Origin of the sequence: Pseudomonas xantholysinigenes (assembly GCF_014268885.2) — a bacterium.
Classification (GTDB): Bacteria; Pseudomonadota; Gammaproteobacteria; order Pseudomonadales; family Pseudomonadaceae; genus Aquipseudomonas; species Aquipseudomonas xantholysinigenes.
This window is the reverse complement of the sequence record NZ_CP077095.1, coordinates 3773796-3788726: the sequence shown is the minus strand read 5'-3', so window position 1 is coordinate 3788726 and position 14931 is coordinate 3773796. Positions and strand designations below refer to the sequence as shown.

The window sequence follows — 14931 nt, the reverse complement described above, 5'->3', positions numbered from 1 at the left end:
ATCCAAGCCACAAGCTTCAAGCGGCAAGCTTCAAGGTAGAAGCTTGTGGTTTCCGCTCGAAGCCTGAGGCTCGATGCTTGCTTGTTGCCTGACGACTTACAGCTTGAGGCTTGCAGCTTGCAGCTGCTTTTTAGTTGACCCGTGCGCCGTTGGCGATCCAGTCGCCGACCAGCTTGCGTTCTTCAACGGTCATCTGGGTGATGTTGCCCAGCGGCATGATCTGACTGGCGACGGCTTGCGCCTGGATGCGCGCGGCCTGGGCCTGGATCTGCTGCGGGGTGTCGAACATCACGCCGGCCGGGGCGGCGCTGAACAGCGGGCTGGTCGGCTTGGCCGAGTGGCACACGGTGCAGCGTTCCTGGATGACGTCGTGGATCTTGCCGAAACTGCCGGTGGCGGCTTGCGCGTTGACCTGGGCCGGTTGCTCGGCAGCGGCCTGGGCTGGCTTGGCGGCTTCCTCGGCGCGCAGCTCGGCGGCAGTCTTGCCACCTACGGCAGTGGCCGGCAACGGCTGGTACTCGACCTTGGCCGCGGCCTGCTCAGGAGCAGTCGGCAGTGGCTTGGGGCCGGTCACGTAGGCCAGGCAGATCATCGCCAGGGCGCCCACGGGCAGGGTCCAGGCGTACTTGTTGCTGTCGTGGCGGGTGTTGAAGTAGTGACGGATCAAGACTGCGGCCACCGCGATCCCGGCCAGGATCAGCCAGTTGTACTGGCTGCCATAGGTGCTCGGGAAGTGGTTGCTGATCATGATGAACAGCACTGGCAGGGTGAAGTAGTTGTTGTGGCGCGAACGCAGCAGGCCCTTGGCCGGCAATACCGGGTCCGGGGTCTGGTTGTTCTCGATGGCCGCCACCAGCTGGCGCTGGGCCGGCATGATGATGCGGAACACGTTGCCGACCATGATGGTGCCGATGATCGCGCCAGTGTGCAGGTAGGCGCCACGGCCGCTGAACACCAGGCTGAAGCCCCAGCAGGCGGCAATGATCAGCACGAACAGCACGGCGCCGAGCAGGGCCGGCTTCTTGCCCAGGGGCGAGTCGCAGAGGAAGTCGTAGATGAACCAGCCGGCGATCAGCGAGCCGATGCCGATGGCCACGCCTTCGGCGCCACTCAGGGTGCTGCCGGGCGCCAGCAGGTAAAGGCTTGGGTTCCAGTAGAACACCACGCACAGCAGGGCGATCCCGGACATCCAGGTGAAGTAGGCTTCCCATTTGAACCAGTGCAGGTTCTCGGGCATTTTCGGCGGTGCCAGCTTGTATTTTTCCAGGTGGTAGATGCCACCACCGTGGATGGCCCAAAGGTCACCCGACAACCCATCGCGCGGGTTGCTACGGTTCAGGTGGTTCTCCAGCCAGACAAAGTAGAACGATGCACCGATCCAGGCCACGCCGGTGATCATGTGAACCCAGCGAATGCTCAGGTTCAGCCATTCGTGAAGGTGTGCTTCCACAGTATGTACCTCTCGCCGGCCACCCTCAGGGCGGACCTTGGATGACCGACCTTTTCTTATTGGTGGGGATTGAGGATCAACATCTGTTCCTCGGGGAAGTAATGCTCATCGCAGTTGTTGCCGGAACCACTGCGATCAACCACCAGGAAGTCATCCCGCTTTTCGATCGTCAGCACCGGGTGGTGCCAGACGCCGCGATGGTAATTAACGCCCTGCCTGCCATTACTGCGGAAGGCTCGGACCAAGCCTGATACAGGTGCATCGCCAACGGGCGCGACCACGATCAGAAAGGGGTTGCCGAGCAGCGGGATGAAAGCCTGGCTGCCCAGCGGATGGCGTTCCAGCATGCGTACGGTCAGCGGCATGTCCAGCGCGTCGGCGCGGAAGATGCTGATGATCGCCTTATCTTCAGGCTCGGCGGTCTCGACCGTGGCGAGCTTGTGGAAGCGCATGGTCGAACCGTTGTTGATCATGAAGTGGTCGCTGCCGTCGGTTTCGATCACGTCACCGAAGGGGGCGAAGGCTTCTTTGCTCAGGGGTTCGATCATCAGGGTGCGCATGCGGTTATCTCTTCTATGTCGTTGTTCTGGATTCGGGGGACTGGCTGGCCAGGCCCTTACAGCTGCAGCAGGCGGAACAGGGCGATCAGGTTGATCTGCGCCAGGGCTTCCTTGAACTCGGCATCGGCATCGTTGTGGATGCGTTTTTCGAACGCGGCGAGGATCTGGTGCCGGTTGCTGCCCTTGACCGCCATGATGAACGGGAACTGGAACTTGGCCTTGTAGGCGTCGTTGAGTTCGGTGAAGCGGGCGAACTCTTCGGCGGTGCACTGGTGGATACCGGCACCGGCCTGTTCGTTGGTGCTCGATTCGGTCAGCTCGCCCTGGATCGCTGCCTTGCCGGCGAGGTCCGGGTGAGCGTTGATCAGGGCCAGTTGGTCGGCGTGGTTGGCGCTGAGCAGGATGTCGCTCATGCGCTGGTGCAGTGCCTCGATTTCGTCCAGTTCACCCAGCTGGCCGAGGTCGTAGGCCTTCTCGGCGACCCATGGCGAGTGCTCGTAGATGTCGGCGAAGGCGGCGACGAACGCGGCACGGTCCAGGGTGGAGGGCTTGAGGGTGTTGAAGGCGGTCATCAGGCGTTCTCTTTCTTGTACGGGTGGGTGGCGTGCCAGTGCTGGGCGATGTCCACGCGACGGGCGAACCAGACCTGGTCGTGGCTCTTGGCATAGTCGATGAAGCGCTTGAGCGCGGCCAGGCGCGCCGGGCGCCCGACCAGGCGGCAGTGCAGGCCGATCGAGAGCATCTTCGGCGCCTCGGCGCCTTCGGCGTAGAGCACGTCGAAGGCGTCCTTGAGGTACTGGAAGAACTGCTCGCCACAGTTGAAGCCCTGTACCTGGGTAAAGCGCATGTCGTTGGTGTCCAGGGTGTAGGGGATCACCAGGTGCGGCTTGCCGGTGGGATTGTTCGGCTCCCAGTAGGGCAGGTCGTCGTCGTAGGTGTCGCTGTCATAGAGGAAGCCGCCTTCCTCCATCACCAGGCGCCGGGTGTTAGGGCCGGTGCGGCCGGTGTACCAGCCTTGCGGGCGCTCGCCGGTGATCTCGGTGAGGATGCGGATGGCTTCGAGCATGTGCTCGCGCTCTTGCGCTTCATCCATGTACTGGTAGTCGATCCAGCGGTAGCCGTGGCTGCAGATCTCGTGGCCGGCGGCGACCATGGCGCGGATCACATCGGGGTGGCGTTGGGCGGCCATGGCCACGGCGAAGATGGTCAACGGCACGCCGCTGTCCTTGAACAGCTTGAGCAGGCGCCAGACGCCGGCGCGGCTGCCGTATTCGTAGAGCGACTCCATGCTCATGTTGCGCGCGCCCTGCAGTGGCTGGGCGGCGACCATTTCGGAGAGGAACGCTTCGGATTCTTTGTCGCCGTGCAGGATGTTGCGCTCGCCACCTTCTTCGTAGTTGAGCACGAAGGACAGCGCAATGCGGGCATTCCCCGGCCATTGCGGATGAGGTGGGTTGTTGCCGTAACCGATCAGGTCGCGTGGGTAGTCAGCGCTCACTGCAGTCTTCCTTCTTGTACGTTAGTGCGGGTGGTGGGCGGGCCGCGTCGGGATGTCGCACCACCGGATGGGCTGATTGTATACAACTTCTGAAATCTTTTGTAAGCCTGTTTTTCCGCATTTCTGCCCTTTTGTCGGCGCGAAATCACTTGCAAGAAACCTGCCCGGTTGGTCAGCAAATAACTTAGGTGTCGATACAGGCCGCGTCTTTGCGACTGGCGGGGTGTTCTGGAGCGTTGCGTCGGAAGGGGTGAAAAAATTGTGTACAATTTATCCGTAAACTGTCTTAATGACTCCATTCCCGCACGCCGCAGGCCCTGGGCCCGGTGATTGCCGTGTATTTTTTGCCCACGCATACGACAAGAGGCGACAAGCAAATGGGACGTTTGACCACACACGTACTGGACGCCGCGCATGGCTGCCCGGGCAGCTCGATCAAGGTCGAGCTGTACCGCGTCGAAGGCCAGCAGCTGGAGCTGGTGAACACCGCCCTGACCAACAGCGATGGCCGCGTCGACGCGCCGCTGCTGCAAGGTGACGATTACCGCACTGGCGTCTATCAATTGCAGTTCAGCGCCGGTGACTACTACCGCGCCAAGGGCGTGAAGCTGCCGGATGCCGCGTTCCTCGACGTGGTAGTGCTGCGCTTCGGCATCGACGAGCAGCAGGAGCATTACCACGTGCCGCTGCTGATCTCGCCGTACAGCTATTCGACCTATCGTGGAAGCTAGTTGGTCGCTAGAAGAATCTTCGTAGGTCCTTGGCCCGCTCTCACACTGGCGGGCTTTTTTTCGTCTGTTGTTTTCCCTGAGCGTTGGTTTGCACGGTTTGTGTAGGAGCGGCCTTGTGTCGCGAAAGGGCTGCGCAGCAGCCCCGGTAATGTTGCATGAGGGCGAGACCCTGGGGCCGCTGCGCAGCCCTTTCGCGACACAAGGCCGCTCCTACAGGGGATGTGTGGAAGCAGGCATGCCGAGCAGGCAAAAAAAGAAAGGGCGCCGAGGCGCCCTTGGTTGTTGCAGTGAGTTCAGAGGAACACGAACTTGGCAATGAAGATCAGGCACAGTACCCACAAGCTCGCCGAGATCTCCTTGAACTTGCCGGTCCCGGCCTTCAGCGCCACGTAGCTGATGAAACCCAGGGCAATGCCATCGGCCACCGAGAAGGTCAGCGGCATCATGATCACCGTGACGATCGCCGGAATGCTGTCGGTGGCTTCGTCCCACTCGATATGCGCCATGCTGCCCATCATCAGCATCGCCACATAGATCAGCGCGCCGGCGGTGGCATAGGCCGGAATCATCCCGGCCAGCGGGGCAAAGAACATCGCCGCGACGAACAGCACGCCGACCACCACGGCCGTCAGGCCGGTACGCCCACCCGCCGCCACGCCCGCGGCACTTTCCACGTAGCTGGTCACCGGTGGTACCCCGACCACCGCGCCGAACACGCTGGAGGTACTGTCGGCCTTCAGCGCCCGCGACAGGTTTTCGATGCGCCCGTCCGGCGCCACCAGGTTGGCGCGCTGGGCTACGCCCATCAAGGTGCCGGCGGTGTCGAACATGTGCACGAACAGGAACGCCAGCACCACGCTGATCATACTGACGTTGAACACCCCGGCCACGTCCATGGCCATCCAGGTCGGCGCCAGGCTCGGCGGCATCGACATCACCCCGCCGAACTTGACCAGGCCCAGGCCCCAGCCGGCCAGGGTGACGCCGATGATGCTGATCAGGATCGCGCCGAACACCCGCTTGTAGCTGAGAATGGCGATCGACAGGAAGCACACCGCCGCCAGCAGTGGCCCAGGCTCATGCAACGAGCCCAGCTTGACCAGGGTCGCCGGGCTGTCGACGATGATGCCGGCGGTCTTCAGGCCGATCAGCCCGAGGAACAATCCGACGCCGGCCCCCATGGCATGGCGCAGGCTCACCGGGATGCTGTTGAGCAGCCACTCGCGCACCCGCGAAACGGTCAGGAACATGAACAGCACGCCCGAGACGAACACCGCCCCCAGCGCCGTTTCCCAGTTGTAGCCCATGGTGCCGACCACGGTGTAGGTGAAGAAGGCGTTGAGGCCCATGCCCGGCGCCAGGCCCACCGGCCAGTTGGCGTACAGGCCCATCAGCAGGCAGCCGAGGGCGGCGGCGATGCAGGTGGCGACGAACGCCGCGCCGTGGTCGATGCCGGCGTCGGCCATGATGTTGGGGTTGACGAAGATGATGTAGGCCATGGTGATGAAGGTGGTCACCCCGGCAATCAGTTCGGTCCTGACGGTAGTGCCATGTCGCTTGAGTTTGAAAATCCGCTCCAGCCAGCCCGTTTCGAGCGGTGGAGCGAGATCCAGCGTAGGTGCTTCGGATTTGCGGCTTTCCACAGCGAGTACTCCTCAAGTCTTTCTTGTTGTTCGAAGCCGGGTCCTGAGCCATGCACTGGGGGGCTTCGCGAGGGGGTGTGGCAGACATCCGACCATTTTGTTGACTTTTGGGTCAGGAAGTTGCTCGCAGGATTATGCTTTTGTGTACAAAGAAAGCAAATAATGTTTTATCTTTTGTGCGCACAAACTGCCGTACAACGGCTATATAGGTAAAAGGCCACCTGCAGAAACGGGTCAGCCTGTGTACAATGGCGCCATACCTTGGCCCACTATTTTTCTTCCCGGACTTGCCATCCCCCCGCTGACAGGTATTACAGTCACGGTCCGACTGGCAGATCCTTCGTGCTCGAGAGCCCATGAACGAACAGCTGCAACCTCTGAAAAAACCTGCGCGCACTGGCAAGGCCGGGCGCAGCGGTACCCAGGACGACATCGTCTACGCGCATATCTTCGAGGCGATCCTCGAGCAGCGCCTGGCACCGGGCACCAAGTTGAGCGAGGAAGCGCTGGGCGAGATCTTCGGCGTCAGCCGCACCATCATCCGCCGTGCCTTGTCGCGCCTGGCCCATGAAAGCGTGGTGCTGCTGCGGCCCAACCGCGGCGCGGTGGTGGCCAGCCCGACGGTCGAGGAGGCGCGCCAGGTGTTCTTCTCCCGGCGCATGGTCGAGCGCGCCATCACCGAGCTGGCGGTGCAGCACGCCACCGTCGAACAGCTCAACGAACTGCGCCACATGGTCCGCGAGGAGCGCGACAGCTTCTCCCGTGGCGACCGGGGCGCCGGTATCCGCCTGTCCGGCGAATTCCACCTCAAGCTGGCCGAAGCCGCTGGCAATGCGCCGCTGGTGAGCTTCCAGCGCAGCCTGGTGTCGCAGACTTCGCTGATCATCGCCCAGTACGAGAGCGGCAACCGCTCGCATTGCTCGTACGACGAGCACATGCAGCTGATCGACGCCATCGAGGCGCGCGATGCCGAGCAGGCGGTGAGCCTGATGATGCATCACATGGACCATATCGACAGCAAGCTCAACCTCGACGAGGAAAGCGCCTCGGACGACCTGCACGCGGTGTTCTCCCACCTGCTGAAGAAGCCCAAGGCCACCGCCAAGGGTTGAACGTTTGCCTGCATGACCCAGGGGCCGCTTTGCGGCCCCTTGTCATTACTGGCCATTTGCCGGGACCCTGATAGATTTACTAATTGCAAACCCCTGTTCAATGTAGTTGGGCTTGCGCAGCCGTTGCGTCCAATTACTTGAGGAATGCTCCATGAGTTCGTCCCTGGGTGTGCGCATGGGTGCCGAGCTGGTCGGCACTTTCTGGTTGGTCCTGGGTGGTTGCGGCAGCGCGGTGCTGGCTGCCAGCTCACCGGTTGGCATCGGTGTCCTCGGTGTCGCCTTTGCCTTCGGCCTGACCGTCCTGACCATGGCCTTCGCCATTGGTCATATCTCCGGTTGTCACCTCAACCCCGCCGTGTCGTTCGGCCTGGTGGTGGGTGGGCGGTTTCCGGCCAAAGAACTGTTGCCCTACGTGATTGCCCAGGTGATCGGCGCCATCCTCGCCGCGGCGGTGATCTACTTCATCGCCAGTGGCAAGGCGGGGTTCGAGCTGTCGAACGGGCTGGCGTCCAACGGTTATGCCGAGCACTCGCCGGGCGGCTACAGCCTGGCGGCGGGCTTTGTCAGCGAAGTGGTGATGACCGCGATGTTCCTGGTGATCATCATGGGCGCCACCGATGCCCGGGCGCCGGCAGGGTTCGCGCCGATCGCCATTGGCCTGGCGCTGACCTTGATCCACCTGATCTCGATCCCGGTCACCAATACCTCGGTGAACCCGGCGCGTAGCACCGGGCCGGCATTGTTCGTCGGTGGCTGGGCCTTGCAGCAGCTGTGGCTGTTCTGGCTGGCGCCGCTGATTGGGGCGGCGATCGGCGGCGCCTTGTACCGGGGGCTGGCGAAACAACCTTAGCGCTGGTGCACACGGCGCCCGGCGGCGTAGGTCTCGCGCACGGTGCGATCATCGCCCAGGGTGGTGAGGACGAACAGGGTCTCCTCGATGCTCTTGGACTGCTGCAGGCGGTAGTCCAGGAGCGGGGTGGCCTTGTAGTCGAGCACCACGAAGTCGGCGTCGTTGCCTGGGCGCAGGCTGCCGATGCGATCGTCCAGGCGCAGCGCGCGAGCGCCGCCGAGGGTGGCCAGGTACAGTGACTTGTACGGGTGCAGGCGCGCGCCTTGCAGCTGCATCACCTTGTACGCCTCGTTCAGGGTGTTGAGCAGCGAGAAGCTGGTGCCGGCGCCGACATCGGTGCCCAGGCCCACGTTGACCTTGAAACGCTCGGCCTGCGGCAGGTTGAACAGGCCGCTGCCGAGGAACAGGTTGGAGGTGGGGCAGAAGGCGATGGCCGAGCCGGTCTCGGCCAGGCGCTGGCACTCGTCGTCGCACAGGTGCACGCCATGGGCGAACACCGAACGCTCACCCAGCAGCTCGAAGTGGTCGTAGACGTCCAGGTAGCCTTTTTGCTCGGGGAACAGCGACTTGACCCAGTCGATCTCCTTGAGGTTCTCCGACAGGTGGGTGTGCATGTACACCCCCGGGTGCTCCTTGAGCAACTGCCCGGCGGCCGCCAACTGCTCCGGGGTGCTGGTCGGGGCGAAGCGCGGGGTCACCGCGTAGTGCAGGCGGCCCTTGCCGTGCCAGCGTTCGATCAGCGCCTTGCTGTCGCGGTAGCTCGACTCGGCGGTGTCGGTCAGGTAGTCGGGAGCGTTGCGGTCCATCATCACCTTGCCGGCGATCAGGCGCAGGTCCAGGCGCTCGGCTTCCTCGAACAGGGCGTTGACCGACTCCGGATGCACGCTGCCGAACACCAGGGCGGTGGTGGTGCCGTTGCGCAGCAGCTCCTTGAGGAAGATCTTCGCCACCTGGTCGGCGTGGGCCTTGTCGGCGAATTGCTTCTCGCAGGGGAAGGTGTAGGTGTTCAGCCAGTCCAGCAACTGCTCGCCGTAGGAGCCGATCATGCCGGTCTGCGGGAAGTGGATGTGGGTGTCGATGAAGCCCGGAGTGATCAGGGCATCCTGGTGGTGTTCGACCGGGATGTCGGCGTCCAGGGTCGGCAGCAGCTCGCTGGCATGGCCGAGGGCGCTGATGCGGCCGTCGTCGACCACCAGCAGGCCGTCTTCATAGTATTCGCAGGACGCCTCCAGGCCGACCTCGGCAGGGTCGGCGATGCTGTGCAGGATGGCGGCTCGGTAGGCTTTGCGGGTTGCGCTCATGGGGCTCTCGTCAAAGGGTCTGGCTGCGTCGCGAAGACGGCAGCAATTGGGCGATGGGGCCTGCATTGACGGCAGCGTCATGCTGGCCAAAGCAGGCGTTGTAGGTGGCAATGATCTCGGCGGCGATGGACACGGCGATCTCGATCGGCAGCTTGCCCTTGACCTCGGCCAGGCCCATCGGGCAACGCATGCGCGCCAGCAGGTTGTCGTCGAAGCCACGCTCGCGCAGGCGGTGCTCGAACTTGACCCGCTTGGTTTTCGAGCCGATCAGGCCGAACCAGGTGAAATCATTGCGCTTGAGGATGGCGGCGGTCAGTTCCAGGTCCAGCTGGTGGTTGTGGGTCATGACGATGCAGTAGCTGCCGGCGGGCAGGTCGGCGACTTCGTCCACCGGCTCTTCGCTGACGACTTTGCTCACCCCGTTGGGGATGACCTCGGGGAATTCCTGTTCGCGCGAATCGATCCAGCGCACCCGGCAGGGCAGCGCGGCGAGCAAGGGTACCAGAGCGCGGCCGACATGGCCCGCGCCGAACACGGCGATCTCGGCCTGTACGCCGGTCATCGGCTCGAACAGCAGCACGGTCGCGCCGCCGCAGCACTGGCCAAGGCTGGCACCGAGGCTGAAGCGCTCCAGATGTGGGGTGCTGCGCTGCTCCTCGAGCATCTGCCGGGCGATGTGCAGGGCCTTGAATTCCAGGTGGCCGCCGCCGATGGTGTCGTACAGCGCGCTGGCGCTGACCACCATCTTCGAGCCGGCGTTGCGCGGCGTGGAGCCGCGCTCCTCGATGATGGTCACCAGTACGCAGGGTTCGCCGCGGGACTGGTGGTCGGCGAGGGCGTTGATCCATTGGTGCATGTTCCGAATCCTCCTCGTGCCCTTGTAGGAGCGGCCTTGTGTCGCGAAAGGGGCGCGAAGCGGCCCCAACATCTGTGCAGCGATGAAGATTTCTGGGGCTGCTACGCAGCCCTTTCGCGACACAAGGCCGCTCCTACAGGGGGCGGCGGCGTCAGTGGGTGACGGGTTCCAGTTCCTGTTCGGCGGGCTGTGCCGCAGCCACGGCCTTGCGCATCTGCTCGCACCCCCACAACACCCGCTCCGGCGTCGACGGCGCGTCGATGTTCGGTTGCACCCGGTAGTCGGCGATGCTCGCCACCGCGTCCTTGATCGCGCACCAGGCGGCGATGCCGAGCATGAACGGCGGCTCGCCCACGGCCTTGGAGTGGAACACCGTGTCTTCGGGGTTCTTGCGGTTCTCCACCAGTTTCACCCGCATGTCGATGGGCATGTCGGCCACCGCCGGGATCTTGTAGCTGGCCGGGCCGTTGGTCATCAGCTTGCCCTTGGCGTTCCACACCAGTTCCTCGGTGGTCAGCCAGCCCATGCCCTGGACGAAGCCGCCCTCGACCTGGCCGATATCGATGGCCGGGTTCAGCGAGTCGCCGACGTCGTGCAGGATGTCGGCGCGCAGCATCTTGTACTCGCCGGTCAGGGTGTCGACGATCACCTCCACGCACGCCGCGCCGAAGGCAAAGTAGTAGAACGGCCGGCCACGGGCCTGGGAGCGGTCGTAGAAGATCTTCGGCGTGCGGTAGAAACCGGTGGTCGACAGCGACACCTGGGCGAAGTAGGCCTGCTGCACCAGTTGCTCGAAGCTGACGATCTGGTCGCGCACGCGCACATGGCCGTTGCGGAACTCGACGTCTTCCTCGGTGACGTTGTAGTGCCGCGCGGCGAATTCGGTCAGACGCTTCTTGAGGATCTCGGCGGCATTCTGCGCGGCCTTGCCGTTCAGGTCGGCACCGCTGGAGGCGGCGGTCGGCGAGGTGTTGGGCACCTTGTCGGTGTTTGTGGCGGTGATCTGGATACGGTTGAAATCCACCTGGAACACCTGTGCCACGACCTGCGCGACCTTGGTGTTCAGGCCCTGGCCCATCTCGGTGCCGCCGTGGTTGAGGTGGATGCTGCCGTCGGTATAAATGTGGATCAATGCACCTGCCTGGTTGAGGAAGGTGGCGGTGAACGAGATACCGAACTTCACCGGGGTCAGTGCCAGGCCTTTCTTCAGCACCGGGCTGTTGGCGTTGAAGCGACGGATCGACTCGCGGCGCTCGTGGTAGTCGCTGCTGGCCTCGAGCTCGGCGGTCATCTCCTCGAGCATGTTGTGCTCGACGGTCTGGTAGTAGTGGGTGACGTTGCGCTCGGTCTTGCCGTAGTAGTTGGCCTTGCGCACCGCCAGCGGGTCGAGGGCCAGGTGGCGGGCGATATGGTCCATCACCTGTTCGATGGCAACCATGCCCTGCGGCCCGCCGAAACCGCGGTAGGCGGTGTTGGAGGCAGTGTTGGTCTTGCAGCGGTGGCCGTGCACGGTGGCATCGCCCAGGTAGTAGGCGTTGTCGGAGTGGAACATGGCGCGGTCGACGATCGAGCCGGACAAGTCGGGCGAGTAGCCGCAGTTGCCGGCCAGGTCGAAGTTGATCCCGTGCAGGCGGCCGCTGTCGTCGAAGCCGACGTCGTACTCGACGTAGAACGGGTGGCGCTTGCCGGTCATCATCATGTCTTCGACACGGGGCAGGCGCATCTTGGTCGGCTGGCCGGTCAGGCGCGCGACCACCGCGCACAGGCAGGCGGGGCTGGCGGCCTGGGTTTCCTTGCCACCGAAGCCGCCGCCCATGCGGCGCATGTCGACGACGATCTTGTGCATCGGCACATCGAGCACCTCGGCGACCAGTTTCTGCACCTCGGTGGGGTTCTGCGTCGAGCAGTAGACGATCATGCCGCCGTCTTCGCTGGGCATCACCGAGCTGATCTGGGTTTCCAGGTAGAAGTGCTCCTGGCCGCCGATGTGCAGGTTGCCCTGGATGCGGTGTGGCGCACTGGCCAGGGCGGCAGCCGAGTCACCGCGCTGGTGGGTGTGGCTGTCGAGTACGAAGTGTTTCTTGCGCAGGGCTTCGACCACGTCCAGCACCGGCTCCAGGTCTTCGTACTCGACGATCGCGGCCATGGCCGCACGGCGCGCGGTATCAAGGTCGCGGGCCGCCACGGCGAGCACCGGCTGGCCGAAGAACTCGACCTTGTCGATGGCCAGCAGCGGGTCGCCAGCGACCACCGGGCCGATGTCCTTGAGCCCCGGGATGTCTTCGTGGGTGATGGCGATGCGCACCCCTTCGAACTGGTAGCACGGCGTGGTGTCGATGCGCAGGATGCGCGCGTGGGCGCGGTCCGCGGTGCGCGCATAGACGTGCAGCTGGTTGGGGAATTCCAGGCGGTCGTCGATGTACACCGCCTCGCCCGCCACGTGCTTGTCGGCGCTGTCGTGCTTGAGGCTGCGGCCGACCCCGGTGGTCAGGTCCTGGCTGAACAATGCGGCCATCTCGGCCTGGCTCTTGACGGCGTGATGGTTAGACATAGGCGGTCACCCGGGTTTCGATGTGCGGTGTTTGCAGTTCGATGAAGTACTTGCGCAGCAGGTTCTGCGCGGTCAGCAGGCGGTACTCGCGGCTGGCGCGGAAATCGCTGAGCGGGGTGAAGTCTTCGGCCAGGGCCTGGCAGGCGCGCTCGACACTGGCCTGGTTCCACGGCTTGCCGCGCAGGGCCGCTTCGCAGGCTCGGGCGCGCTTGGGGATGGCAGCCATGCCGCCGAAGGCGATGCGCACGCCGCTGACCACACCGTTGTCGATGCTCAGGTTGAACGCTGCGCATACCGCGGAAATATCGTCGTCCAGGCGCTTGGACACCTTGTACGCGCGGAATGTCCAGTCGTGGCTGGCGCGCGGCACGATGATCTTCTCGATGAACTCGCTGTCCTGGCGCGCGGTGATGCGGTAGTCGATGAAGTAGTCTTCCAGCGCCAAGGTGCGCTGGCGCTCGCCCTGGCGCAGGACGATCTGCGCATCCAGGGCGATCAGCAGGGGTGGCGAGTCGCCGATCGGCGAGGCATTGCCGATGTTGCCACCCAGGGTGCCCTGGTTGCGAATCTGCAGCGAGGCGAAGCGGTGCAGCAGGTCGCCGAAATCGGGGTATTCCTCGTTGAGGGCGGTGTAGCAGTCGGTCAGTGGCGTCGCGGCGCCGATCTCCAGGTGGGTGGAGGTCTTGTCGATGCGCTTGAGCTCGGCGACATGGCCGACGTAGATCATCACCGGCAGGGTGCGGTGGAACTGGGTGACTTCCAGCGCCAGGTCGGTACCGCCGGCCAGCAGGCGCGCCTCGGGGTGCGAGCTGTAGAGGTCGGCCAGGTCGGCCACGGTCAGCGGTACCAGGCAGCGCTTGTCGCCGCTGTTGAGCTCGCCGGTCTGCTGCGGCGCGATGGCCTTGAGGCGAGCGATGGTCTGCGCCTGCTGCACGTCGAACTGGTCGCTGCAGGGGCGGGCGCAGCTCTGTTGGGCGGCATCGAGAATCGGCCGGTAGCCGGTGCAACGGCACAGGTTGCCGGCCAGGGCTTCCTGGGCCTGGTGCAGGTCGTGGCCGCTGCTGTTCTTTTGCAGGGCGAACAGCGACATGACGAAGCCCGGCGTGCAGAAACCGCATTGCGAGCCATGGCAGTCGGCCATGGCTTTCTGCACGCTGTGCAGCTCACCCTGGTGCTTGAGGCCCTCGACGCTGATCAGTTGCTTACCGTGCAGCGAAGAAACGAACGTCAGGCACGAATTGAGGCTGCGGTAGCGAATGCTGTCGTTGCCTTGGTTGTCCGCGACGAGTTCGCCGACCACCACGGTGCAGGCGCCACAGTCGCCGCTGGCGCAGCCTTCCTTGGTGCCGGGTTTGCCCAGGTGCTCACGCAGGTACTGCAGCACCGTCATGTTCGGGTCCAGGGCGTGCTCGCTGCGCAGCTCCTGGTTGACGAGAAACTGGATCACGGGGGAGGGCCTCGCAATGGTTTTATTGTTGTTCCGGCGGACTCTAAGCAACGCTTGACCTGATGGTCAATAATTTTCTGACTCAAAGGTCAAGATTTTATCCGAGCCCAGCCGAACCGCCTCATCGAGCCTTTTCCAAAGCATAGTTCGCGCCACGCAGAAACATTGACCCGCCAGTCGCACAAACCACCTCCTCACGCTGCGCGAGCGCAGGGCAAGTGCGCTACAATCGCGCCCTTGTGCACAGCTATTCAGATCGCGAAGGAAAACCATGACGTTCAAGGCGCCGGACAGCCTCTCCGAGCAAATTGCCCACTATCTGGCCGAACGGATCATCCGCGGCGAGCTCGCACCTGGCGAGCGTATCCAGGAGCAGAAGGTCACCCAGGCCCTCAACGTCAGCCGCGGCTCGGTGCGCGAGGCGCTGCTGATCCTCGAACGTCGCCACCTGGTGGCGATCTTGCCGCGACGTGGCGCCCATGTGACCGAACTTGACGAAAACAGCGTGCGTAGCCTGTGCACGTTGATGGGCGAGTTCTACATCCTGTTGGGCAACGCGGTCGCCCAACATTGGCGCAGCGACAGCGACCTGCGCCCGTTCCTGGAAATCCAGCAGCGCTTGCAGCAGGCCTATGCCGGCAAGGACATCAAGGCCTTCGTCGCCGACAGCTTCGCGGTGATGCGCGCGGCCTATCCGTTTGCCAACAACCCATACCTGCAGGAAACCGTCGAGAACCTGCAACCGGCCATGAGCCGCGCCTACTACCTGGCCCTCGACCAGCGCCAGGCCAGCATGGTCGACTACCTCACCCTGTTCGCCAGCCTGCTCGATGCCGTGGTCGCCCGCGACCTGGCGCGTATTCGCGAGGTGCTCACCGCCTATTGCCAGCGCAGCTGCGAGCTGGTGCTGGCGGCACTGGCGCGAGCCTGAC

13 protein-coding genes are annotated in these 14931 nt (G+C 63.9%); 4 read left to right on the top strand and 9 right to left on the bottom strand.

Annotation, left to right across the window (positions count from 1 at the left end):
• Positions 1 to 130: 130 nt before the first annotated feature.
• Genes HU772_RS16790 through puuE form a run of 4 tightly spaced genes read right to left on the bottom strand, consistent with a single transcriptional unit; the run spans position 131 to position 3508 of the window.
• A complete protein-coding gene (locus tag HU772_RS16790; RefSeq protein WP_186661085.1) occupies positions 131 to 1450 on the bottom strand; it encodes a urate hydroxylase PuuD in 1320 nt (439 codons plus the stop codon).
• A 56-nt stretch (positions 1451 to 1506) separates the two neighbouring features.
• Complete coding sequence (locus HU772_RS16785; RefSeq protein WP_050706598.1) at positions 1507 to 2010, bottom strand: ureidoglycolate lyase; 504 nt, start codon at positions 2008 to 2010, stop codon at positions 1507 to 1509.
• Positions 2011 to 2066: 56 nt separating this feature from the next.
• Entirely contained in the window at positions 2067 to 2582 is a 516-nt protein-coding gene (gene uraD / locus HU772_RS16780) for a 2-oxo-4-hydroxy-4-carboxy-5-ureidoimidazoline decarboxylase (protein ID WP_186661086.1), read from the bottom strand.
• Positions 2582 to 3508, bottom strand: a complete 927-nt coding sequence (gene puuE / locus HU772_RS16775) for an allantoinase PuuE (protein WP_186661087.1) — start codon at positions 3506 to 3508, stop codon at positions 2582 to 2584. The genes uraD and puuE overlap by 1 nt, the downstream gene beginning before the upstream one ends.
• Positions 3509 to 3885: 377 nt before the next feature.
• On the opposite strand from puuE, the gene uraH reads away from it, so the two are divergent.
• Positions 3886 to 4239, top strand: coding sequence for a hydroxyisourate hydrolase (uraH, locus tag HU772_RS16770; RefSeq protein WP_186661089.1), 354 nt, complete (start codon positions 3886 to 3888; stop codon positions 4237 to 4239).
• 293 nt (positions 4240 to 4532) lie between these two features.
• Here the strand turns inward: uraH and HU772_RS16765 are convergent, their stop codons facing one another.
• The gene (locus HU772_RS16765; protein ID WP_186661090.1) at positions 4533 to 5882 is read right to left on the bottom strand and encodes an NCS2 family permease; all 1350 of its coding nucleotides are present in this window, start codon (positions 5880 to 5882) and stop codon (positions 4533 to 4535) included.
• 356 nt (positions 5883 to 6238) lie between these two features.
• Between HU772_RS16765 and HU772_RS16760 the strand changes: the two genes are divergently transcribed.
• Both HU772_RS16760 and aqpZ read left to right on the top strand, forming a co-directional pair.
• The gene (locus HU772_RS16760; protein WP_186661091.1) at positions 6239 to 6994 is read left to right on the top strand and encodes a GntR family transcriptional regulator; all 756 of its coding nucleotides are present in this window, start codon (positions 6239 to 6241) and stop codon (positions 6992 to 6994) included.
• Between the two features lie 151 nt (positions 6995 to 7145).
• Positions 7146 to 7844, top strand: a complete 699-nt coding sequence (gene aqpZ, locus HU772_RS16755; protein WP_186661092.1) for an aquaporin Z — start codon at positions 7146 to 7148, stop codon at positions 7842 to 7844.
• Here the strand turns inward: aqpZ and guaD are convergent.
• The 4 genes from guaD to xdhA form a co-directional block, all read right to left on the bottom strand.
• Positions 7841 to 9145, bottom strand: coding sequence for a guanine deaminase (gene guaD, locus HU772_RS16750; protein ID WP_186661094.1), 1305 nt, complete (start codon positions 9143 to 9145; stop codon positions 7841 to 7843). The genes aqpZ and guaD overlap by 4 nt on opposite strands.
• Positions 9146 to 9155: 10 nt before the next feature.
• Positions 9156 to 10001, bottom strand: a complete 846-nt coding sequence (xdhC, locus tag HU772_RS16745) for a xanthine dehydrogenase accessory protein XdhC (RefSeq protein ID WP_186661095.1) — start codon at positions 9999 to 10001, stop codon at positions 9156 to 9158.
• A 151-nt stretch (positions 10002 to 10152) separates the two neighbouring features.
• Positions 10153 to 12552 carry a xanthine dehydrogenase molybdopterin binding subunit gene (gene xdhB, locus HU772_RS16740; protein ID WP_186661097.1) on the bottom strand — a complete coding sequence of 800 codons (2400 nt, stop codon included), beginning with the start codon at positions 12550 to 12552 and terminating at the stop codon, positions 10153 to 10155.
• Entirely contained in the window at positions 12545 to 13999 is a 1455-nt protein-coding gene (xdhA, locus tag HU772_RS16735) for a xanthine dehydrogenase small subunit (protein ID WP_186661098.1), read from the bottom strand. Before xdhA ends, xdhB begins: the two co-directional genes overlap by 8 nt.
• 271 nt (positions 14000 to 14270) lie before the next feature.
• On the opposite strand from xdhA, the gene HU772_RS16730 reads away from it, so the two are divergent.
• Positions 14271 to 14930 (top strand): GntR family transcriptional regulator, encoded by a 660-nt coding sequence (locus HU772_RS16730; RefSeq protein WP_186661099.1) that lies wholly within the window; start codon positions 14271 to 14273, stop codon positions 14928 to 14930.
• Position 14931 lies beyond the last annotated feature (1 nt).